Below are 20,403 nucleotides of genomic sequence, written 5' to 3'. Positions count from 1 at the left end.
TGCGGCTTTCTCAGGCCCTATTTCTTGGGCAACGCGTAGGCAATCACATAGTCCCCACGGTCCGGCGACTGTCGCGCGCCGCCGGCGGTTAGCACGATGTACTGCGTGCCAGTCTTGGGCGAGACATAGGTCATCGGTCCCGATTGGCTACCCACCGGCAGACGGGACTTCCAGATCTCGTTACCGTTGCCGGTATCGAAGGCGCGCAGGTAGAAGTCCTGGGTGCCGGCGAAAAACAGCAAGCCAGACTGCGTGGCCAGAGACGCGCCAAGAGTCGGCATGCCAATCGGAATCGGCATGTGCATGCGGATACCCAGCGGGCCGGTGTCTTCAACCGTGCCCACCGGCACTTGCCACATCAGCTTGTGGGTTTTCAGGTCGATGGCCGACAGGGTGCCGAACGGCGGCTTCTGACACGGAATGCCCGCCGCCGAGAGGAAGCGCTCGCGCATTGCACCGAATGGCGTACCTTCTTGCGGCACCACGCCCATTTCGATGCCACTGGCACCGGCGGCGATCTTGTCGCGCGGGATCATGTAGTTGGCCAAACCCAGGCGCATGTCGTTGACGAACATATAGTGGGTATTCGGGTCCACTGACACGCTGCCCCAGTTCATTCCGCCCAGGGAGCCCGGGAATTGCAGCGCGCGGTCCAGGCCTGGCGGCGTATAGACGCCCTGGTGGCGCATGCCCTTGAACTGGATGCGGCACATCAACTGGTCAAACGGCGTGGCGCCCCACATGTCGGATTCGGTCAGTTGCTGATTGCCGATCGAAGGCATGTCCACCGAAAACGGCTGGGTCGGCGAATAGCGTTCGCCGGGCACATTGCCCTGGGGCACCGGACGCTCTTCGACCCGGGCGATGGGCACGCCGGTTGCGCGGTTGAGCAGGAAGATTTCACCTTGCTTGGTGACTTGGGCCAGTGCCGGTTGCACGCCGCCGTTGCCATCCGGAATGTCGTAGAGCAGCGGCTGTGCCGGCAGGTCGAAGTCCCACAGGTCGTGGTGAGTGGTCTGGAAGTGCCAGCGCACCTGGCCGGTCTTCACGTCGATGGCGACGATGGAAGAGCTCCACTTGTCGTCATAGGCGGTACGTTCACCGGCGAAGAAGTCCGGGGTGGCGTTACCGGTGGGCAGGTAGACCAGGCCGAGCTTGGCGTCGTAGGACATGGCCGACCATACGTTCGGCGTGCCACGGGTGTAGGTCTCTCCTGCAGGTGGGCGTTTGGTGGTGTTCGGGTTGCCCGGGTCCCAGGCCCACATCAGTTCGCCGCTGTGCACGTCAAAGGCGCGCACTACGCCTGGCGGTTCACCGGTGGAGAAGTTGTCTGCCACACGCCCGCCCACGATCACCACATCGCCCGCCACCAGTGGCGTCGAGGTTTGCTGGTAATAACCGGGCTTCACTTCGCCCATGTCGGTCTTCAGGTCGACGGTGCCGTGGTCGCCGAAGTCTTCGCAAGGCGCGCCGGTTTCAGCATTGATCGCAATCAACCGGGCATCGCCGGTCGGCAGAAACAGACGTTTCACACAGGCTTTGGCGCCGGCGGGTTGCTCGCTGGCACTGCTGTCGAAATACCCCAGGCCACGGCAACGCTGCCAGTTGGGGCCGCTGCCCTGGGGATCGAATTTCCAGCGTTGGGCACCGGTATCGGCGTCCAGGGAAAACACTTTGCCGTAGGCGGTGCACACGTAAACGCTGTCACCGATCTGCAGCGGGGTGTTCTGGTCTTCGGCACCGGCGCCATTGCTCTCGGGGATATCGCCGGTGTGGAAGGTCCAGGCCACCTGCAACTTGTCGATGTTGCCTTTGTTGATCTGGTCCAGCGCGGCAAACCGATTGCCGGCGGTGGTGTTGCCCCAGTGGGCCCAGTCTTTTTGCTCGGTGCCCGGCGTTACCGCAGTCACCGCAGGCTCACTGCTGGCCTTGACCACGTGGGTCGGTACAAACATGTACGCCAGGGTGGCGACCACGCCCAGGCCCAGCAGCCCGGCAACGCCATAGGCGCCGCGCCCGGGTGTCGATCCGGAAGCGCGGGCGAGCTGTGGATAAATCAGCGCGACTACCAGGCCGATGACGGCGAAGGTCAGGACTCGCGAAACCAACGGCCAGTATTCCAGACCGGTATCCCACACCGCCCAGGTCGCCGTCAGCACCAATGCCACGGCGTACAGCCATGCGCCCTGAGGCCGGCGCTTGGCGATCAGCACACCAGAGACCAGCATCGCCAGGCCCATCAGCAGGAAATACCAACTGCCGCCCAGCACTACGAGGTAACCGCCACCGCCTGCCAAACCCAGGCCAATCAAGGCGATCAGCAGGCCCAGCCCAACCAGCAACCATCTGCTGCCGGTGGCAGCCCCAAAGTTATTCATCGCGCAAACGTCCTTCCTGTATACCTAACGCAAAATAATGTACCAAACAGTTACTTTTCACAATCTGGCACAAAATAATGTGTTCGATCAGCGGCGAAAATAAATTCCCGGCCGGGCGGGCAGTATCGCCAGGACCGAGCCTGTAACATGCTCGCCCATTGATGCCCGCGCCGGAGAACACCTTGTCCGCCCCTCACCTTCCCGTCCTCGATGAAATCGATCGCCAGTTGATCGCCGCCTTGCAGATCAACGCGCGTGAAAGTGTGGCCATGCTTGCCCGGCAACTGGGCATCGCGCGCACCACCGTCACCTCACGCCTGGCGCGCCTGGAAAAAACCCAGGTGATTACCGGCTATGGCGTGCGGCTCAGCCAGCGGGTGGTGGATGGTGGTTTGCAGGCCTACGTGGGGATCACCGTGCAACCGCGCTCCGGCAAGGAAGTGCTGCGCCGGATCAGTGCCATGGCGCAGGTTCAGCAGTTATGTGCGGTAAGCGGCGAGTTCGATTACGTGGCCTGGCTGCGCACCGATTCGCCGGAACAGCTGGATCAACTGCTGGACCAGATCGGCAGCGTCGATGGCGTGGAGAAGACCACCACCTCGATCATCCTCAGTAACAAACTGGATCGCGGACAACCAATCTGACCAGCAATCTCGTCATTCTGACTAAAAACAATTCAATCCGACGACACATTGCGTCTTATTAACGAACGCTACGCTCCCTAGAATGGCTGCCATCTTTTCCTATACTCAGCGGGTCGCGCCCCGCCGAGCCGCCAGCAAGGTCAGCCATGAGCATTCCTTCCAGCACCATCAGCAAGCCCAACCGCCACCCCGCCACCGGTAAAAAGCCGATCACTATCTTTGGCCCGGACTTCCCGTTCGCCTTTGATGACTGGATCGAGCATCCGGCGGGCCTGGGCAGCATCCCGGCGGCCAACCACGGCGCCGAAGTGGCGATCGTCGGCGCCGGGATTGCCGGGCTGGTGGCCGCCTATGAGCTGATGAAGCTCGGCCTGAAACCCGTGGTGTATGAAGCCTCGAAAATGGGTGGCCGCCTGCGCTCCCAGGCGTTCGAAGGCGCCGAAGGCATCATCGCGGAACTGGGTGGCATGCGCTTCCCGGTGTCCTCCACCGCGTTCTACCACTATGTGGACAAGCTCGGGCTGGAGACCAAACCCTTCCCCAACCCGCTGACGCCGGCTTCCGGCAGCACGGTCATCGACCTCGAAGGCCAGACGCACTACGCACAGAAACTCGCTGACCTTCCTGCACTGTTCCAGGAAGTGGCTGACGCCTGGGCCGACGCCCTGGAAGCCGGCTCGCAGTTCGCCGATATCCAGCAAGCCATCCGCGACCGTGACGTACCGCGCCTGAAAGAGCTGTGGAATACGCTGGTTCCGTTGTGGGACGACCGCACCTTCTACGACTTCGTGGCGACCTCCAAAGCGTTCGCCAAGTTGTCCTTTCATCACCGCGAAGTGTTCGGCCAGGTCGGTTTCGGCACCGGCGGCTGGGACTCGGACTTCCCCAACTCGATGCTGGAAATCTTCCGCGTGGTGATGACCAACTGCGACGATCACCAGCATCTGGTGGTCGGCGGCGTCGCCCAAGTGCCCATGGGCATCTGGCGCCATGTGCCGGAGCGTTGCGCCCACTGGCCCGAAGGCACCAGCCTCAGTTCCCTGCACAACGGTGCGCCACGGGCCGGGGTCAAGCGCATTGCCCACGCCCCGGACGGCCGTTTCGCCGTCACCGACAACTACGGTGACACCCGCGAATACGCCGCCGTGCTGACCACCTGCCAGAGCTGGCTGCTGACCACCCAGATCGAGTGCGACGAAACCCTGTTCTCGCAAAAGATGTGGATGGCCCTGGACCGCACCCGCTACATGCAGTCGTCGAAGACCTTCGTGATGGTCGACCGGCCATTCTGGAAGGACAAGGATCCGGAAACCGGCCGCGACCTGATGAGCATGACGCTGACGGATCGCCTGACCCGCGGCACCTATCTGTTCGACAACGGCGACGACAAGCCGGGGGTGATCTGCCTGTCCTACTCCTGGATGAGCGATGCGCTGAAAATGCTTCCGCAACCCATCGAGAAACGCGTGAAACTGGCTCTGGATGCGCTGAAGAAGATCTACCCGAAAGTCGACATCGCCGCGCGGATCATCGGCGACCCGATCACCGTGTCATGGGAAGCCGACCCGCATTTCCTCGGCGCTTTCAAAGGCGCACTTCCCGGTCACTATCGCTACAACCAACGGATGTACGCGCACTTCATGCAGAAGGACATGCCGGCGGAGCAACGCGGTATTTTCATCGCCGGTGACGACGTGTCCTGGACCCCGGCGTGGGTTGAAGGCGCCGTGCAAACCTCGCTGAACGCGGTGTGGGGCATCATGACTCACTTCGGTGGCAGCACTCACCCGCAGAACCCGGGGCCGGGGGATGTGTTCGACGAGATCGGGCCGATCGCACTGCCCGAGTAAGGAGTTGCCCATGCGTGTTGCCCTGTATCAATGCCCCCCTTTGCCGCTGGACGTGGCCGGTAATCTCAAGCGCCTGCATCAGTTGGCGCAAGAGGCCACCGACGCCGACCTGCTGGTACTGCCGGAGATGTTTCTCACCGGCTATAACATCGGCGTGGAAGCGGTCGGCGCCCTGGCTGAAACCCAGGACGGCCCATCCGCACAGTCCATCGCCGCGCTGGCGAAAAACTCGGGCGTGGCGATTCTGTATGGCTATCCGGAGCGCGGTGCAGACGGGCAGATCTACAACGCCGTGCAGTTGATAGACGCCAACGGCCAACGCCTGTGCAACTACCGCAAGACCCACCTGTTTGGCGACCTCGACAACTCGATGTTCAGCGCCGGGGACGATGATTTTCCGCTGGTGGAATTGAACGGCTGGAAGCTGGGTTTCCTGATTTGCTATGACCTGGAATTCCCGGAGAACACCCGGCGCCTGGCGCTGGCCGGGGCGGAGTTGATCCTGGTGCCGACGGCCAATATGGTGCCCTTCGATTTCGTCGCCGATGTGACCGTGCGGGCGCGGGCGTTTGAAAACCAGTGTTATGTGGCCTACGCCAATTACTGCGGGCAGGAAGGCGAGATCCAGTATTGCGGGCAAAGCAGCATCGCCGCACCGGATGGCCAGCGGATTGCCCAGGCAGGTCTGGATGAAGCGCTGATCGTTGGCACACTCGATCGGCAGTTGATGGTCGACTCACGCGCGGCCAATCGCTACCTGTTGGACCGGCGTCCCGAGCTTTATGGGGCGTTGCACAAGCACTGATCCCGCAGGTTTGCGCTAGCATAGGCACTTCCTACGTTTCGGAAGTGCTCATGCCTGCGCCGGCCCACCCTCATCACCTTCAATTGACCCTGGCCAGCGGCCTGCGGGTTTCCTTGCATCATGCGCCGCGCTTGAAGCGCGCCGCGGCTGCCTTGCGCGTTGCAGCGGGCAGCCACGATGTACCCCTGGCGTGGCCGGGACTGGCGCATTTTCTTGAGCATTTATTGTTCCTGGGCACCGGACGTTTTCCTGCAAGCGACGGGCTGATGGCCTACGTCCAGCGCCAGGGTGGACAGGTGAATGCCAGCACCCGCGAGCGCACTACCGACTTTTTCTTTGAGGTGCCTGTTACGGCATTTGAAGCCGCACTGGAGCGCCTGGGGGACATGCTCGCCCATCCGCGCCTGGCCCTGGAAGACCAGTTGTGTGAGCGCGAAGTATTGCAGGCGGAGTTTATTGCCTGGTCGCAAGATGCCACGGCGCAACAGCAACAAGCGTTGCTGGGAGGTGTTGCGGCGGGTCATCCGTTGCGCGCGTTTCATGCGGGCAACCGGGATAGCTTGGCGGTAGAGCGTGAGGATTTTCAGCAGGCGTTGCGGGATTTTTATGAAGGTTTCTATCATTCCGGGCAGATGACCTTGAGCCTTGCGGGCCCTCAGTCGCTGGTGGAGCTGGAGGCATTGGCGCATCAGTTTGGCGCTGCGCTGAAGACTGCACCTCTGCGGCGACAGACGCCGGCGCCAGCGTTGCTGGCCGGCAATCAACGTGCTTATCAACACACCGATGAACACCACTGGCATCAGGTGGTGGCAAGCGAGGCTTCCCCTGAGGCGCTGGATTTCCTCTGCCTGTGGCTGAACACTTCGGCGCCCGGCGGGTTGCTCGCCGAGTTGCAGTCGCGGCAGTTAGTCAGCGCCATTAACGCAACGGCGCTGTATCAATTTGCCGGACAGGCGTTGTTGGATATCAAGTTCACCCTGGACACTCAGGGTGCGCAGCAGACGACACTGATCGAAGAACTGCTGCACGACTGGCTGAGCTTTTTCGCACACAGTGACTGGGCGCCCTTGCGGGAAGAGTACGCCTTGCTGCTTGCTCGCAAACAACAGGTCAGTGGTGCCCTGGCATTGGCCCGGCAGGACAACGAACTGGTCCTGTCCGAGCAAAGCGCCAGCTCCCTCAAGACCCTGCTGGACTCGCTGCAATTGCCGCCGTCCCGGCACGCCTGGCAACTGCCGCCCACCAATCCGTTCCTGCAGCCGGCAGCCAGGGAAGAGCGCCCGGGGCTGATTCGCGGGCAAACCAGCGCCCATCGCGGCCTGCGCACGTTCGCCCAGGATCGCTCCCGTGGGCGGAAGGATCTTTCGGCGCTGACCTTCAGCCAGGCCTTGCCAGGCGACACAGATGAAGGCGCGCTCTACCTGCGCTGGCATCTGGATTCGCCGCTGGATGCAGAGCTTTTCCCACGGCTGCGTGAGAACGCCAGCCAGGCTGGCGTTCAGTTGTCTTTCGAGACAATCGGCGGTCACTGGCAGCTGAAGATGCTAGGGCTGCACGAACCCATGCCCGCGATATTGGAGGAAGTGGCCCGTGAGCTGACCCGCCTCGACGAAAATGCCGGAGCGTCATCGTTCCCGGCACCGGCAATTGCGATCCGACAGTTGCTCAAGGCATTACCCGAGTATTGCGCCGACATCCCAGCTGCACAGCAGGTTGCTGGGCGAGACCGATGGTCAACCGCTCGCTGGCAAGGGCTTGCCGTGGGACTGCCCGCCGCCTGCGAGACGGCGATAAAAAGTGCAGCCGGGAAACTGCCCGGCCAACCCCAAGCGGCTATCAGCGAACTGCCGTCAATCAGCAGCCAGCATCGTTGGCACGAAGTCAGGACCGATTCCAGCGACGCCGCGTTGCTGCTGTTCTGCCCGACAGCCACACGCTCCCTGGCGGACGAGGCTTGCTGGCGCCTCCTCGCACATCTGGTGCAAGCGCCGTTCTACCAGCAACTGCGTGTTGAGCTTCAATTGGGCTACGCGGTGTTCAGCGGCATCCGACAGTACAACGGGCAAACCGGCCTGCTGTTTGGGGTGCAATCCCCAAGCGCGTCTCTTGCGCAAATACTTGATCACCTGCAGGCGTTCCTGAAGCAACTGCCCGCGCTGACCAACGCCAGCGAACTGCCGAACGATCTGGCCCGGCAATTTTCCCTCGACGCCCTACCCACTTCCCAAGCCGCTGAACTGCTCTGGCACGCGCACTTGGCAGGCCACCCGTCGGATTACATCCAGCAGCTGCAAGATTTCATCCAGACCCGCACCCGTGAGGATTTAATGGTATCTGCACAGCAACTAAATGCTGCTGCAGGCGGATGGCGCTGTGTGGCCAATGGCGCTTGTGCCGCCGGCTCCTGGCAACGATCTGGCTGATCATTGCCGCTTCGGTAAAAGGCTTTTTCCCGCAGGACAGCGCTATCTTCAAAAGAAGTACGTAACATTCACATGCACACATCTGAACATCTCCGCTTGGAGGTGGACTATATGTATTACTTGGTAGTAAACGTCCCTTCCCTTCGTAGGAGTAAGAACATGACCTGGTCCAAACCTGCTTACACTGATCTGCGTATCGGCTTTGAAGTCACCATGTACTTTGCCAGCCGCTGATTGGCTTTGTATCGCAATGCAACGCCTCGGCTCGCCCGGGGCGTTTTTATTTTTGAGTTGTGTGTAATGGAGCGGCCATGTTTGTCCAGATTCTAGGTTCCGCCGCGGGCGGTGGTTTCCCGCAATGGAACTGCAACTGCGTGAACTGTGCAGGTTTTCGCGACGGCAGCCTGCGGGCCGAGGCGCGTACCCAGTCGTCCATCGCGATTTCCGATGACGGCGTGAACTGGGTGCTGTGCAACGCCTCGCCAGATATCCGCGCCCAGCTTCAAGGCTTCGCCCCGATGCAACCGGGCCGCGCGCTGCGGGATACCGGCATCAGCGCGATCATCCTGATGGACAGCCAGATCGACCACACCACCGGCCTGCTCAGCCTGCGCGAAGGCTGCCCGCACCAGGTGTGGTGCACCGACATGGTCCATGAAGACCTGAGCACCGGCTTCCCGCTGTTCACCATGCTGACCCACTGGAACGGCGGCCTGGCCTGGAACCGCATCGAGCTGGACGCCAGCTTCACGATCCCCGCCTGCCCCAACCTGCGCTTCACACCATTGCCGCTGCGCAGCGCGGCACCGCCCTACTCACCTCACCGATTCGACCCACACCCGGGCGACAACATCGGCCTGATCGTCGAAGACCTGCGCACCGGCGGCAAGCTGTTCTATGCGCCGGGCCTGGGCAAGGTTGACGCACCGTTGCTGGAAATAATGGCCGGCAGCGATTGCCTGCTGGTGGACGGCACGATGTGGGACGACGACGAAATGCAGCGCCGTGGCGTCGGCACCCGCACCGGTCGCGAGATGGGCCACCTGGCACAAAACGGCCCCGGCGGCATGCTGGAAGTGCTGGAGCAGTTGCCCAAGCAGCGCAAGGTGCTTATCCACATCAACAACACCAACCCGATCCTGGATGAAGACTCGCCCGAGCGAGCCGAGCTGCTGCGACGCAATGTGGAAGTGGCGTACGACGGCATGAGCATTGAATTGTAGGAGCGAGCCAAATGACTGACACACCGCTGACCACCACCGAGTTCGAACAGGCCCTGCGCGCCAAGGGCGCCTTCTACCATATCCATCACCCGTATCACGTGGCGATGTACGAAGGCCGCGCCACCCGCGAGCAGATCCAGGGCTGGGTCGCCAACCGTTTTTATTACCAGGTGAACATTCCCCTCAAGGACGCCGCGATCCTGGCCAACTGCCCGGACCGGGAGATTCGTCGTGAGTGGATCCAGCGCCTGCTGGATCACGACGGCGCTCCCGGCGAAGACGGCGGCATTGAAGCCTGGTTGCGCCTGGGACAGGCCGTCGGCCTCGACCCGGATCAACTGCGCTCCCAGGAGTTGGTACTGCCGGGCGTACGATTTGCCGTAGACGCCTACGTCAACTTCGCCCGCCGGGCCAGCTGGCAGGAAGCCGCCAGCAGTTCCCTGACCGAGTTGTTCGCCCCGCAGATCCACCAGTCGCGCCTCGACAGCTGGCCCCAGCATTACCCATGGATCGACCCCGCCGGCTACGAGTATTTCCGCACCCGCCTGGGCCAGGCTCGCCGGGATGTGGAGCACGGTCTGGCCATCACCCTGCAGCACTACACCACCCGCGAAGGCCAGGAGCGCATGCTGGAAATTCTCCAGTTCAAACTGGACATTCTTTGGAGCATGCTCGATGCAATGAGCATGGCTTATGAACTGAAACGCCCGCCGTATCACAGCGTGACCGATCAGCGTGTATGGCATAAGGGGATCACCCTATGAGCTTCGATCGCAGCAAAAAACCGACCTGGCGCCAGGGCTATCGTTTCCAGTACGAACCGGCGCAAAAAGGCCATGTGCTGCTGTACCCGGAAGGCATGATCAAGCTCAACGACAGCGCCGCCTTGATCGGTGGCTTGATCGACGGCGAGCGCGATGTCAGCGCAATCATCGCCGAGTTGGACAAGCAGTTCCCTGGCGTGCCCGAGCTCGGTGAAGACATCGAGCAATTCATGGAGGTTGCCCGTGCTCAGCACTGGATCGAACTTGCCTGACCTGCCACCCAAGCCGGAAATCGGCCTGCCGCTCTGGTTGCTGGCCGAGCTGACCTACCGCTGCCCGCTGCAATGCCCGTACTGCTCCAATCCGCTGGATTTTGCCGAGCAGGGCAAGGAACTGAGCACGGAACAGTGGATCAAGGTATTTCGTGAAGCCCGGGAAATGGGCGCTGCGCAACTGGGGTTTTCCGGCGGTGAGCCGCTGGTGCGCCAGGACCTCGCCGAACTGATCGCCGAGGCGCGCAAGCTGGGTTTCTATACCAACCTGATCACCTCCGGCATCGGCCTCACCGAGCAGAAGATCAGCGACTTCAAGAAGGCCGGCCTGGACCATATCCAGATCAGTTTCCAGGCCAGTGACGAGCAAGTGAACAACTTGCTGGCCGGCTCGAAAAAAGCCTTCGCACAAAAACTCGAAATGGCCCGGGCAGTGAAAGCCCATGGCTACCCGATGGTGCTGAACTTCGTCACCCATCGGCACAATATCGACAAGATCGACCGCATCATTGAGCTGTGCATTGCCCTGGAAGCGGACTTTGTCGAGCTTGCCACCTGCCAGTTCTACGGCTGGGCCCAGCTCAATCGGGTCGGCCTGTTGCCGACCCAGGAACAGCTGGTGCGCGCCGAACGCATCACCAACGAATACCGCGCCAAGCTCGAAGCCGAAGGCCACCCGTGCAAGCTGATATTCGTCACGCCGGATTACTACGAGGAACGCCCGAAAGCCTGCATGAATGGCTGGGGCAGCATCTTTCTGACAGTAACGCCGGACGGTACTGCCCTGCCGTGCCACGGAGCCCGACAGATGCCGGTGCAATTTCCCAATGTGCGCGACCACAGCATGCAACACATCTGGTACGACTCGTTTGGCTTCAACCGCTTTCGCGGCTACGACTGGATGCCCGAGCCGTGCCGTTCATGTGACGAGAAGGAAAAGGACTTCGGTGGGTGCCGCTGCCAGGCGTTCATGCTGACCGGGGATGCCAGCAATGCTGACCCGGTGTGCAGCAAATCGGAGCACCACGGCATGATCCTCCAGGCCCGCGAAGAAGCGGAGCACGCCACCCAGACCATCGAGCAACTGGCCTTTCGCAATGAGCGCAACTCACGGCTGATCGCGAAAGGCTGAGGTCTTTTAGCGTTTGGCGATGATGTACACCGCGTGCACGATGCCGGGAATGTAACCGCACAAGGTCAGCAGGATGTTCAGCCAGAACGCGCCAGCGAAACCCACTTGCAGGAACACACCCAGTGGCGGAAGCAGAATAGCGATGATGATGCGAATGATATCCATGGGTTCAGCTCCAGAAAATCGGCTCGTGTGAGCCGTACAAGCTAATCGACCTTGGCCGTTGGTAAGGGTTCAGTGGGATCTGGCACGGGGCCATCCTCAGGCCAGGATTTCCAAACCATGCTTCTGCACGATGCTCAACAGCTTGAGCGCCATGCCGCTGGGCCGCTTTTCACCAGACTCCCATTGCTTCACCGTGGAGGCGCTGGTGTTCAAGTAACGGGCAAATACAGGTTGGCTGACGTGGCTGCGCTCGCGTAGTTGTTTGATTTGCTCGGCCGGGATTTGCGCCGGAATATCCGCAAGGCATGCCTCGTCGAACTCACGAAGGGTGGTTTTGTTAATAGCGCCAATTGCATAAAGCGCTTCGGCGGATTGATGAATGGACTCAAACGCCTCACTTTTATATTTCTTGGTCATGATGTATCTCCACAAACTCCCTGAGATCCAGCATCTGCTGAATCTGTGCTTCGCTGAAACCTTCATAGGTCTTAGCCAGCGACCGAAACCAAACCAGCTCGCTTTGACTGATATTGCTTTGGTTCTGCTTGGCGTATAGCAATTGATATACCCAGTAATGCCTGCCCTTGGCCAAGACAATTGAACGATGTCGGTTCTGATTCAGACGTTTCTTCCAAACACCACCGCCCAAATTGTCGGCTTGGCCGCCAAGCATCTCGCTGAATGCTTCCCTCAATTGCGAATCACATATCCAAGCCTTGCTGGCTGCGTTGGCAAAATTCCGCGTTTTGAACAGCCTGAGCCTCATAGGCATCCCTTCCCAAAAACATACCACTCAGTGGTATAGATTAGAAATAGGGCATAAATAACTTCACGCCCTATCGGCAGTCCTTGCCGACGCCCGCTAAAAGGCCATTTTTCCCAATGATGCTCAAGCACCCTTTTCAATCCAAAAATTACGCGGACAAAAAAACGCCCCCAGCCAAAAGAATCAGGCTGGAGGCGCCGCGTATACCGCGAGACGGTTCAGGAAATATGGGGCTTAAACGGCAATGCCCTTGCGGCATTGCAGCTGTGCAGTGCGCACCCGGGAGAAGGCACGGGCCAGACGCAGGAGCATTTCGTCGACGTTGCTTTTGCTCAATGTGAGCGCCGGGGTGAAGCGCAGGCAATCGGGTTGCGGCGCGCTCAGGATCAGGCCTTCACTGAGCGCGGCCTTTACCACCGCATCTGCCGAATCCTCCGACAGAGTCAGTCCCCACATCAGGCCCTGGCCGCGCAGTTCACCCTGGTCATAGCGATGCGCCAGGCGGGCAAGCCCTTCACCCAGGTAAGTGCCGACCTCGCAGACGTGTTCAAGAAATCCGTGGTTCAGCACCGTATCAAGCACCGCCACACCGGCGGAAGCCATCAGCGCGTTGCCGTGGTGGGTGCCTTCCAGCTCACCCAGCTCAAAACAACACGCTTTGCCCCGTGCCAGCAACGCCGCCAGCGGCACACCGCCCCCCAAGCCCTTGCCCAGGGTGATGATGTCGGCGCGAACGCCATAGCGCTGTTCGGCGAGCAACGTGCCACAACGGCCGGTGCCGGTTTGCACTTCATCGAGAATCAACAGGATTCCCAGCTCACGGCACAGGCGTTCGACACCCTTGAGGTAATGCTCGGTCGCGGGAATGACGCCGGCATCGTTCTGGATCGGTTCCAGCATGATTGCCACGGTTTGCGCATCCACCGCCGCGTGCAGCGCCGGCAGGTCGTTGAACGGCACGTGGCTGAATCCCGGCAACTGGGGCTCAAAACGGTTTTCACTGGCGGCTGCCGAGGCTGACATCGCGGCAAAGCTGCGGCCATGGCAACCGTTGCTCGCGGTGATGATGCGATAGGCGCCGCCACGGTGCAGTTGGCCCCATTTGCGCGCCAGCTTGATGGCCGCTTCGCAGGCTTCGGCGCCGCTGTTGAGCAGGTAGGCCTGGTCGCTGCCGGTGCGATGGCACAGGCGGTCGGCGAGGTTCAGTTGAACGCGGTTGTGCAGGCTGTTACCGGGATTGATCAGCGATTGGGCCTGATCGGCCAGCGCCTTGGTCACTGCCTGTGGGCTATGGCCCAGGCTGTTGGCGCCGCCACCCTGGCTGAAGTCGAGATAGGCGCGGTCTTCGCTGTCCCACAGCCAGGAGCCCTGGCCGCGTACAAACACCTGGGGCGGGCGGGCCACGCTGGGCATCAGGCAATCGCTGGAAAGATCGTCTCGCAGAGCCGGGGTCTTCGCCTCGAGGATCAGATCATCCAGGCTGGGGGCGGGGCGACGCAGGTTGAACAGGTTCATGGATGAACCCCTTTGGCAATCGCACCTTGGTCGGTATTACCGATAAACCCATGGCGGAGGTTTTTTGCCTTGCCTATGCAAACACCGTCAACATAAACACTACTCATCGTGCTTTCCGGCCCTGTAAGCCCTGTGAATAGGCGCTAGACTAGGCGCCTTGGGGGCACTCGGCCATTTCGATTTTCCAGCATTTTCGATAAGCATTACTTATGGATTTCAAGCAACTGCGTTATTTCGTCGCGGTGTACGAAGAAGGCCATGTGGGGCGGGCAGCGGAGCGCCTGTCGATCTCCCAGCCAGCGTTGTCGCAGCAGATTCGCCAGCTCGAGCAAAACCTTGATGTGAGCCTGTTCGAACGCAGCAGCAAGCGCCTGCTGCCGACCCTCGCCGCCCACACTTTGTATAACCACGCCCTGCCCTTGCTCGACGGTATGCAGCACGCGGTGGAAGCACTGCGCAACTTCAAGGGCCAGGCACTGCGCACCTTGGCGATCGGCGTGCTGCAAACCGTGCACACCAGCCTGGTGCCGCAGATGCTCGAACGAGTACGCAAGGCCCAGCCGCACCTGGTCGTACAGATCTACGAGCTGACCGGGATGGAAATCGAACGCCGGCTGCTCAACGGCTCGCTGGATATCGGCATCAGCTACCTGCCGCCACGCCAGCCGGGGCTGCACGGCGTGCTGCTGTATGAAGATGAACTGAAGGTGGTCATCCCGGCTGATCACCCGCTGCGGGAATTCAAGAAAGTCTCCCTGAAGCAAGCCGCCGAGTTACCCATGTTGCTGCTTGGGGAAGAGTTTCAGGTGCGCCAGATATGGCAAGGTCAATTGGCCAACCTGGGCCGACGCCCGCAAGTGCAGGCCGAGTTGAATACGATGGCGGGGATTCTCGACAGCCTGCCCCACACCAAGCTGGCGACGGTGCTTCCCGGACGCTCCCAGGATGAACACAACAGCAAGGCGTTGCTGTGGAAACCCTTGAGCGAACCACGGGTGCCGTTGAAAGTGGGGTTGGTGTGCCGGGATGTGCAGCGCCAGCAGGCGACGCTGGAATTGTTGCGCACGCTGCTGGAAGACGTGATGAACGCGCCCCCCTGACTTTTTCGCAGGCAAAAGAAAACCCCGCCGAAGCGGGGCTTTGCAGACTGTTTCCCTGACATCCATTTCACTCCGCCTTCCTGGCAGAATCCTACGTGTCCGTGTTGTTGCTTTGCGCTTCCTGCGCGACGTCCATGTGAAGTAGATTATCCGTGGATCCAATTTGGCGATAGAGGACGAATAGCAGCACGTCATGTAAGAGAATGCTTACACGCCCTCCAAGCCCTTAGAACAGTGCTTCATCCAGCAAGAACAGCGATTCGCTACCGGCTTTTACCGAGGCGCTGAGGGACGCGATCCGCGGCAGCAAGCGCGCAAAGTAGAAACGCGCGGTGCCCAGCTTGCTCGCGTAGAAGTCTTCCTGAGCCTCTTTACCCAGAGCCGCCTTGGCCATCAGGGCCCACATGTAGGCATAAGCCATGTAGCCGAACGCGTGCAGGTATTCCACGGATGCCGCGCCGATTTCATTCGGGTTGGATTTGGCGCGGTCCAGCAGCCAGGCGGTCAGTTCGTCCAGGTCATCCACGGCCGCGTTCAGCGGTTTGGTGAATTCGGCCAGTTCGGCGCCGGCAGTGGCGGTGAAATGGCGGATCTCATCAGCGAACAGCTTGTAGAACGCTCCACCGCTGCCGACGATCTTGCGTCCCACCAGGTCCAGGGCCTGAATGCCGTTGGTGCCTTCGTAGATCTGAGTGATGCGCACATCACGCACCAGTTGCTCCTGGCCCCATTCGCGAATGTAGCCGTGGCCGCCGAAAATCTGCTGGCCGTGCACGGTGGTTTCCAGGCCCAGGTCGGTCAGGAACGCCTTGGCAACCGGAGTCAGCAGAGCAACCAGATCGTCCGCGCGTTTGCGGGCGGTGGCGTCTTCGCTGAACTTGGCGGTGTCGAGCTGCATCGCCACATAGGTGGAGAACGCACGGCCACCTTCGTTCGAGGCTTTCATGGTCAGCAGCATGCGCCGCACGTCCGGGTGGACGATGATTGGGTCAGCGACCTTGTCCTTGGCTTTCGGACCGGTTGGCGAACGGCTTTGCAGGCGGTCGCGCGCATATTCGATAGCGTTCTGATAAGAGCGCTCACCGGAGGCCAGGCCCTGGATGCCCACACCCAGGCGCTCGTAGTTCATCATGGTGAACATCGCGGCCAGGCCACGGTTCGGCTCGCCCACCAGGTAGCCCACGGCTTCGTCGAAGTTCATCACGCAGGTCGCAGACGCCTGGATGCCCATCTTGTGTTCGATGGAGCCGCAGGTCACCGGATTGCGCGCCCCCAGGCTGCCGTCGGCATTGACCATGAACTTGGGCACCAGGAACAGCGAAATACCCTTGGGACCCGCCGGTGCGTCCGGCAGCTTGGCCAGCACCAGGTGGATGATGTTCTCGGTGAGGTCGTGCTCGCCACCGGTGATGAAGATCTTGGTGCCGCTGACCTTGTAGGAACCGTCTGCCTGAGGCTCGGCCTTGGTCCGAATTATCCCAAGGTCAGTGCCGGCATGAGGTTCGGTCAGGCACATGGAACCGGCCCACACGCCGGAGTACATATTCGGCAGGTAAGTGGCCTTGAGCTCTTCACTGGCGTGGGTGTTGATCGACACGCAGGCGCCGGAGGTCAGCATCGGGTAGAGGCCGAAGGCCAGGCCCGAGGAGTTGATCATCTCTTCTACCTGGGCCGACACTGCCTTGGGCATGCCCATGCCGCCGTACGCCGGGTCGCCGCCAACACCTACCCAACCGCCTTCAGCGTAGGTTTTGTAGGCGTCCTTGAAGCCAGCCGGGGTGAAGACCGCGCCATTCTCCCAGCGGCAGCCTTCTTCGTCGCCGCCGCGGCTGAGCGGGGCGACGGTCTTGGAGGTGACTTTGCCGGCTTCTTCGAGGATTGCCTCAACGGTCTCGGCGTCGACGGTTTCTGCCAGCGCGGGCAGTTGGGCCCAGAGTTTGGCGACCTCGAAAACTTCGTTGAGGACGAAGCGCATATCGCGCAGCGGCGCTTTGTAGTCAGCCATGGCAAACCTCGTGAGAACTTTAACGTTATTCGGGTGGGGTCGGTTTTACAGACCCCGAGTGTAACCGAACAACTTTTGTGACACATAGGGTCTGCTTGTGACCAACAAGTATTTTACGGTCACTAAAGCGCAAACAGCTCCGCCGGCAGACTCATCAGGCACTCACTGCCCGCCTCCACCGCCGCCCGGTGCGCGGCCGTGCGCGGTAGCAGGCGCTTGAAGTAGAACTCGCAGGTCGCCAGCTTGCCTCGGGCGTAATCGGCATCACCGCTACCGCTGTCCAACTGCTCCTGCGCCACCAGCGCCATGCGCAGCCATAAGTAGGCAAGGATGATGTAGCCGCTGTACATCAGGTAATCCAGGGCTGCAGCGCCGACTTCATCCGGGTTTTTCATGGCTGCCATGCCTACCTTGACCGTCAGCTCACCCCACTGCTGATTCAACTGGTTGAGCTGAGCCACATGGGCCTTGAGTTGCGGATGTTCGGCGTTGGCCGCGCAAAACTTGTGGACGATTTTGGTAAAGCCGCGCAGCAGCTTGCCCTGGCTGCCGAGCACCTTGCGCCCGAGCAAATCCAGGGCCTGGATGCCGTTGGTCCCTTCATAGATCGGCGCAATCCGGCAATCGCGAACCAGTTGCTCCATGCCCCATTCACGAATGAAGCCATGGCCACCGAACACCTGCATGCCGTGGTTGGTCACCTCCAGCCCGGTTTCGGTCATGAACGCCTTGCAGATCGGCGTAAGGAAGGCCAACAGGTCTTCGGCTTCCTGGCGTTGCCCCTCGTCGCCACTCAGGTGTGCGGTATCGAGCAATTGTGCCGAGAAGTAGGTCAATGCGCGGTTGCCTTCATTGAAGGCTTTCATGGTCAGCAACATGCGCCGCACATCCGGGTGGACGATGATCGGATCAGCGGCTTTTTCGGGTGCCTTGGCGCCGGTCAGCGAGCGCATCTGCAAGCGGTCGTTGGCGTACTTGATCGCACCCTGGAAGCTCGCTTCCCCCAGGCAAAGGCCCTGCATGCCGGTGCCCAGGCGCGCATGGTTCATCATGGTGAACATGCAGTTGAGGCCCTTGTTCGCCTCACCGATCAGGAAACCCCGGGCGCCATCGAAGTTCAGCACACAGGTGGCCGACGCCTTGATGCCCATCTTGTGCTCGATGGAGCCGCAACTCATCGTGTTGCGCTCGCCCGAGTCGGCATGGAACTTGGGCACGATAAACAGCGAGATTCCCTTGGTGCCGGCCGGCGCATCCGGCAGCTTGGCCAGCACCAGGTGGATGATGTTGTCACTCATGTCATGCTCGCCGGCCGAGATGAAAATCTTGCTGCCGGTGACTGCATAACTGCCGTCGGCCTGCGGTACGGCGCGGGTCTTGATCAGGCCAAGGTCGGTGCCGCAATGGGCTTCAGTCAGGCACATGGTGCCGGTCCACTGGCCCGCGGTGAGTTTGCTCAGGTAGGTGTTTTTCTGCTCTTCAGTGCCGTGGGCACGGATCGCCGACATCGCACCGTGGGTCAGGCCGGGGTACATGCCCCAGGACGTATTGCTGGAGGAGATCATCTCCGCGAGCACCAGGCCCAGGGACATTGGCAAGCCCTGCCCGCCGTAGGCCGGGTCAGCCGCCAAACCGTGCCAGCCGCCTTCCACGTACTGCGCGAAGGCTTCCTTGAAGCCCTTGGGCGTGGTCACCACACCGTTGTCGAAATGGCAGCCTTCTTCATCGCCGGAGCGGTTCAACGGCGCCAGGACGTTTTCGCAGAACTTCGCACCTTCCTCGAGGATCGCGCCGACCATGTCCGGGCTGGCATCGCTTGCACCCAGCGCGGCGTAGTGGCCGTGGAAGTCAAAGACGTGATCGATCAGAAAGCGCATGTCGCGCAGGGGAGCTTTATAGTCAGGCATGGCAATGTCTCCGGCAGCAGATGCCTTCAACCTACTGCCGCACGGCCCACCGGACAATCACTGTAGGGCCGCTGAATACACCACCATCACTCAACCGGCAGCGCTGTCCATGCGGACCGCGCCGCGGCGGGTCTGCCCCGCAGCGACCACGCAGTTACGCCCCGCGCCCTTGGCGTTGTACAGCGCCTGGTCGGCGGATTTGAGCACTTCTTCAGGGCTGCGCTGCTCGGCCTGGCGTTCGGCCACACCGATGCTGACGGTCACCGACACGCTGGAAGCGCCATTGCCCACACGACGCTGGCGCCCCTGCTGGTCGTCGTGGGGACGGTCCGGGTTACGCAGTTTGATGTCGTAGTTGGCGATGATTTCGCGGATCTCTTCCAGGTGCGGCAGGCATTCATCCAGGGTCTTGCCGGCGAATACCACGGCAAATTCCTCACCGCCATAGCGGTAGGCCCGGCCGCCGCCGTTGACCTTGGACAACTTGCTGGCCACCAGGCGCAGTACCTGGTCGCCCACGTCGTGGCCATGGGTATCGTTGAAACGCTTGAAGTGATCGACGTCGCCCATGGCCAGCACATAATTGCGCCCCAGGCGCTGCATGCGCTCATTGAGCGCGCGGCGGCCCGGCAACCCGGTCAGCTCGTCACGGAAGGCCATTTGATAAGCCTCGTGGGCCACCCCGGCAGCGATCATCAGCATCACCTGGCTGCACATGATGTTCAGGGTGAACGGCAGGATGAACGTCTGCGGCAACATCCAGAACAACCCCAGCAACCCTACCAGCTGCGCGGCGTGCAGCGGTCTTGGTTGATACCAGTACTGCGCGGCCAGGGTCACAAAACCAATCAGGAACATCGGATAGGACAGCTGGATCAGGCTCATCCAGCGGCCATGCAAGGCGGGCCAGCGAATTTCGGCCAACCAGCTTAATAAGGCATGGGGGAAACTTTGTTCAAGGGCAAGCGCCACGCTGCCTACCGCAAACAGCACCGCGCAGCGTGCGACGAAGTCGCGAAACAGGTGGGTTTTTTCTTGCCAGACCGCGTAGATGCCGAACAGCAACGGTAACAACAGGCAACACAGGTGGAAGACCACGGCCGCGTCGTCCCGCACGCGACCGTTATCGCGGTAGTAATCGGTCTGGGTATCCAGCAGGAAATAGACCACATACACCGTGATCATCAGGAACAGCTCTCGCTGGCGCCGGTAGACCGCGCAGTACGAGCCGCCCAGCAGCAGCACGAGGGTCGGCAGCACATTGAACAGTGAAGTGAAGAACACATTGAGATCCTTCACATACGCAGCCGAGAGCCCCGCCAGCAGTAAAAGCAGTGAAGGTAAAAAATGACTGAAACGTACAGCAGACGCGCGCGACAAGGGTAAAGCTCCGACCCACAAAAAAAGATGGCACAGTGCCTTCACTGATCACAGTTAAGCACATTCAATGTGAT

Annotated in this window: 18 protein-coding genes; 10 read left to right on the top strand and 8 right to left on the bottom strand. The window is 60.9% G+C overall.

Annotated features, from left to right (window positions below; translation table 11 throughout):
- Window positions 1-17: 17 nt before the first annotated feature.
- Window positions 18-2,378: a glucose/quinate/shikimate family membrane-bound PQQ-dependent dehydrogenase gene (locus ACIOMR_RS07965; RefSeq protein WP_401193284.1), complete on the bottom strand. Its 2,361-nt coding sequence runs from the start codon at window positions 2,376-2,378 to the stop codon at window positions 18-20.
- Between the two features lie 161 nt (window positions 2,379-2,539).
- Here ACIOMR_RS07965 and ACIOMR_RS07960 point away from each other — a divergent pair, with 161 nt between their 5' ends.
- From ACIOMR_RS07960 to pqqE, 9 genes are all read left to right on the top strand, one after another.
- Entirely contained in the window at window positions 2,540-3,022 is a 483-nt protein-coding gene (locus tag ACIOMR_RS07960; RefSeq protein WP_401193281.1) for an Lrp/AsnC family transcriptional regulator, read from the top strand.
- 167 nt (window positions 3,023-3,189) lie between these two features.
- A complete protein-coding gene (locus ACIOMR_RS07955) occupies window positions 3,190-4,872 on the top strand; it encodes an NAD(P)/FAD-dependent oxidoreductase (protein ID WP_087694768.1) in 1,683 nt (560 codons plus the stop codon).
- A gap of 10 nt (window positions 4,873-4,882) precedes the next feature.
- Complete coding sequence (locus ACIOMR_RS07950) at window positions 4,883-5,677, top strand: carbon-nitrogen hydrolase family protein (protein WP_003211036.1); 795 nt, start codon at window positions 4,883-4,885, stop codon at window positions 5,675-5,677.
- Between the two features lie 50 nt (window positions 5,678-5,727).
- The gene (gene pqqF / locus ACIOMR_RS07945) at window positions 5,728-8,100 is read left to right on the top strand and encodes a pyrroloquinoline quinone biosynthesis protein PqqF (protein WP_401193277.1); all 2,373 of its coding nucleotides are present in this window, start codon (window positions 5,728-5,730) and stop codon (window positions 8,098-8,100) included.
- A 159-nt stretch (window positions 8,101-8,259) separates the two neighbouring features.
- Complete coding sequence (gene pqqA / locus ACIOMR_RS07940; RefSeq protein WP_003194766.1) at window positions 8,260-8,334, top strand: pyrroloquinoline quinone precursor peptide PqqA; 75 nt, start codon at window positions 8,260-8,262, stop codon at window positions 8,332-8,334.
- 77 nt (window positions 8,335-8,411) lie between these two features.
- Window positions 8,412-9,323, top strand: a complete 912-nt coding sequence (pqqB, locus tag ACIOMR_RS07935) for a pyrroloquinoline quinone biosynthesis protein PqqB (protein ID WP_003211040.1) — start codon at window positions 8,412-8,414, stop codon at window positions 9,321-9,323.
- Between the two features lie 11 nt (window positions 9,324-9,334).
- Window positions 9,335-10,087, top strand: coding sequence for a pyrroloquinoline-quinone synthase PqqC (gene pqqC, locus ACIOMR_RS07930; protein WP_401193274.1), 753 nt, complete (start codon window positions 9,335-9,337; stop codon window positions 10,085-10,087).
- Window positions 10,084-10,359, top strand: coding sequence for a pyrroloquinoline quinone biosynthesis peptide chaperone PqqD (gene pqqD / locus ACIOMR_RS07925; RefSeq protein WP_003211043.1), 276 nt, complete (start codon window positions 10,084-10,086; stop codon window positions 10,357-10,359). Before pqqC ends, pqqD begins: the two co-directional genes overlap by 4 nt.
- Entirely contained in the window at window positions 10,352-11,491 is a 1,140-nt protein-coding gene (gene pqqE, locus ACIOMR_RS07920) for a pyrroloquinoline quinone biosynthesis protein PqqE (RefSeq protein ID WP_008434380.1), read from the top strand. The genes pqqD and pqqE overlap by 8 nt, the downstream gene beginning before the upstream one ends.
- Before the next feature lie 6 nt (window positions 11,492-11,497).
- On the opposite strand, the gene ACIOMR_RS07915 is transcribed toward pqqE, so the two are convergent.
- From ACIOMR_RS07915 to ACIOMR_RS07900, 4 genes are all read right to left on the bottom strand, one after another.
- Window positions 11,498-11,656, bottom strand: coding sequence for a YqaE/Pmp3 family membrane protein (locus ACIOMR_RS07915; RefSeq protein ID WP_003211049.1), 159 nt, complete (start codon window positions 11,654-11,656; stop codon window positions 11,498-11,500).
- A 96-nt stretch (window positions 11,657-11,752) separates the two neighbouring features.
- On the bottom strand, window positions 11,753-12,073 hold the full coding sequence (locus ACIOMR_RS07910; protein WP_063026725.1) for a DNA-binding transcriptional regulator: 321 nt from the start codon (window positions 12,071-12,073) through the stop codon (window positions 11,753-11,755).
- The gene (locus tag ACIOMR_RS07905; RefSeq protein WP_177041282.1) at window positions 12,057-12,422 is read right to left on the bottom strand and encodes a type II toxin-antitoxin system RelE/ParE family toxin; all 366 of its coding nucleotides are present in this window, start codon (window positions 12,420-12,422) and stop codon (window positions 12,057-12,059) included. Before ACIOMR_RS07905 ends, ACIOMR_RS07910 begins: the two co-directional genes overlap by 17 nt.
- Window positions 12,423-12,656: 234 nt before the next feature.
- The gene (locus ACIOMR_RS07900) at window positions 12,657-13,937 is read right to left on the bottom strand and encodes an aspartate aminotransferase family protein (RefSeq protein ID WP_401193269.1); all 1,281 of its coding nucleotides are present in this window, start codon (window positions 13,935-13,937) and stop codon (window positions 12,657-12,659) included.
- Between the two features lie 209 nt (window positions 13,938-14,146).
- Here ACIOMR_RS07900 and ACIOMR_RS07895 point away from each other — a divergent pair, with 209 nt between their 5' ends.
- Window positions 14,147-15,037, top strand: a complete 891-nt coding sequence (locus ACIOMR_RS07895) for a LysR family transcriptional regulator (RefSeq protein ID WP_401193266.1) — start codon at window positions 14,147-14,149, stop codon at window positions 15,035-15,037.
- A 226-nt stretch (window positions 15,038-15,263) separates the two neighbouring features.
- Here the strand turns inward: ACIOMR_RS07895 and ACIOMR_RS07890 are convergent, their stop codons facing one another.
- The 3 genes from ACIOMR_RS07890 to ACIOMR_RS07880 form a co-directional block, all read right to left on the bottom strand.
- Window positions 15,264-17,042, bottom strand: a complete 1,779-nt coding sequence (locus tag ACIOMR_RS07890) for an acyl-CoA dehydrogenase C-terminal domain-containing protein (protein WP_102370043.1) — start codon at window positions 17,040-17,042, stop codon at window positions 15,264-15,266.
- Window positions 17,043-17,164: 122 nt separating this feature from the next.
- Window positions 17,165-18,949 carry an acyl-CoA dehydrogenase C-terminal domain-containing protein gene (locus ACIOMR_RS07885; protein WP_087694737.1) on the bottom strand — a complete coding sequence of 595 codons (1,785 nt, stop codon included), beginning with the start codon at window positions 18,947-18,949 and terminating at the stop codon, window positions 17,165-17,167.
- 90 nt (window positions 18,950-19,039) lie between these two features.
- A complete protein-coding gene (locus tag ACIOMR_RS07880) occupies window positions 19,040-20,329 on the bottom strand; it encodes a diguanylate cyclase (RefSeq protein WP_023659318.1) in 1,290 nt (429 codons plus the stop codon).
- Window positions 20,330-20,403 lie beyond the last annotated feature (74 nt).

This window comes from Pseudomonas sp. NPDC087814 (assembly GCF_044742865.1).
Taxonomy (GTDB): Bacteria; Pseudomonadota; Gammaproteobacteria; order Pseudomonadales; family Pseudomonadaceae; genus Aquipseudomonas.
The sequence above is the reverse complement of the archived record's forward strand: the minus strand, read 5'-3'. Positions and strand labels throughout refer to the sequence as shown.

Excerpts from the sequence above, each read along its gene's own strand:
- ACIOMR_RS07965 (WP_401193284.1), bottom strand. The coding sequence starts at position 2,378 with ATGAATAACTTTGGGGCTGCCACCGGCAGCAGATGGTTGCTGGTTGGG.
- ACIOMR_RS07960 (WP_401193281.1), top strand. The coding sequence starts at position 2,540 with ATGCCCGCGCCGGAGAACACCTTGTCCGCCCCTCACCTTCCCGTCCTC.
- ACIOMR_RS07950 (WP_003211036.1), top strand. The coding sequence starts at position 4,883 with ATGCGTGTTGCCCTGTATCAATGCCCCCCTTTGCCGCTGGACGTGGCC.
- pqqF (WP_401193277.1), top strand. The coding sequence starts at position 5,728 with ATGCCTGCGCCGGCCCACCCTCATCACCTTCAATTGACCCTGGCCAGC.
- pqqB (WP_003211040.1), top strand. The coding sequence starts at position 8,412 with ATGTTTGTCCAGATTCTAGGTTCCGCCGCGGGCGGTGGTTTCCCGCAA.
- pqqC (WP_401193274.1), top strand. The coding sequence starts at position 9,335 with ATGACTGACACACCGCTGACCACCACCGAGTTCGAACAGGCCCTGCGC.
- pqqD (WP_003211043.1), top strand. The coding sequence starts at position 10,084 with ATGAGCTTCGATCGCAGCAAAAAACCGACCTGGCGCCAGGGCTATCGT.
- ACIOMR_RS07915 (WP_003211049.1), bottom strand. The coding sequence starts at position 11,656 with ATGGATATCATTCGCATCATCATCGCTATTCTGCTTCCGCCACTGGGT.
- ACIOMR_RS07910 (WP_063026725.1), bottom strand. The coding sequence starts at position 12,073 with ATGACCAAGAAATATAAAAGTGAGGCGTTTGAGTCCATTCATCAATCC.
- ACIOMR_RS07905 (WP_177041282.1), bottom strand. The coding sequence starts at position 12,422 with ATGAGGCTCAGGCTGTTCAAAACGCGGAATTTTGCCAACGCAGCCAGC.
- ACIOMR_RS07900 (WP_401193269.1), bottom strand. The coding sequence starts at position 13,937 with ATGAACCTGTTCAACCTGCGTCGCCCCGCCCCCAGCCTGGATGATCTG.
- ACIOMR_RS07895 (WP_401193266.1), top strand. The coding sequence starts at position 14,147 with ATGGATTTCAAGCAACTGCGTTATTTCGTCGCGGTGTACGAAGAAGGC.
- ACIOMR_RS07890 (WP_102370043.1), bottom strand. The coding sequence starts at position 17,042 with ATGGCTGACTACAAAGCGCCGCTGCGCGATATGCGCTTCGTCCTCAAC.
- ACIOMR_RS07885 (WP_087694737.1), bottom strand. The coding sequence starts at position 18,949 with ATGCCTGACTATAAAGCTCCCCTGCGCGACATGCGCTTTCTGATCGAT.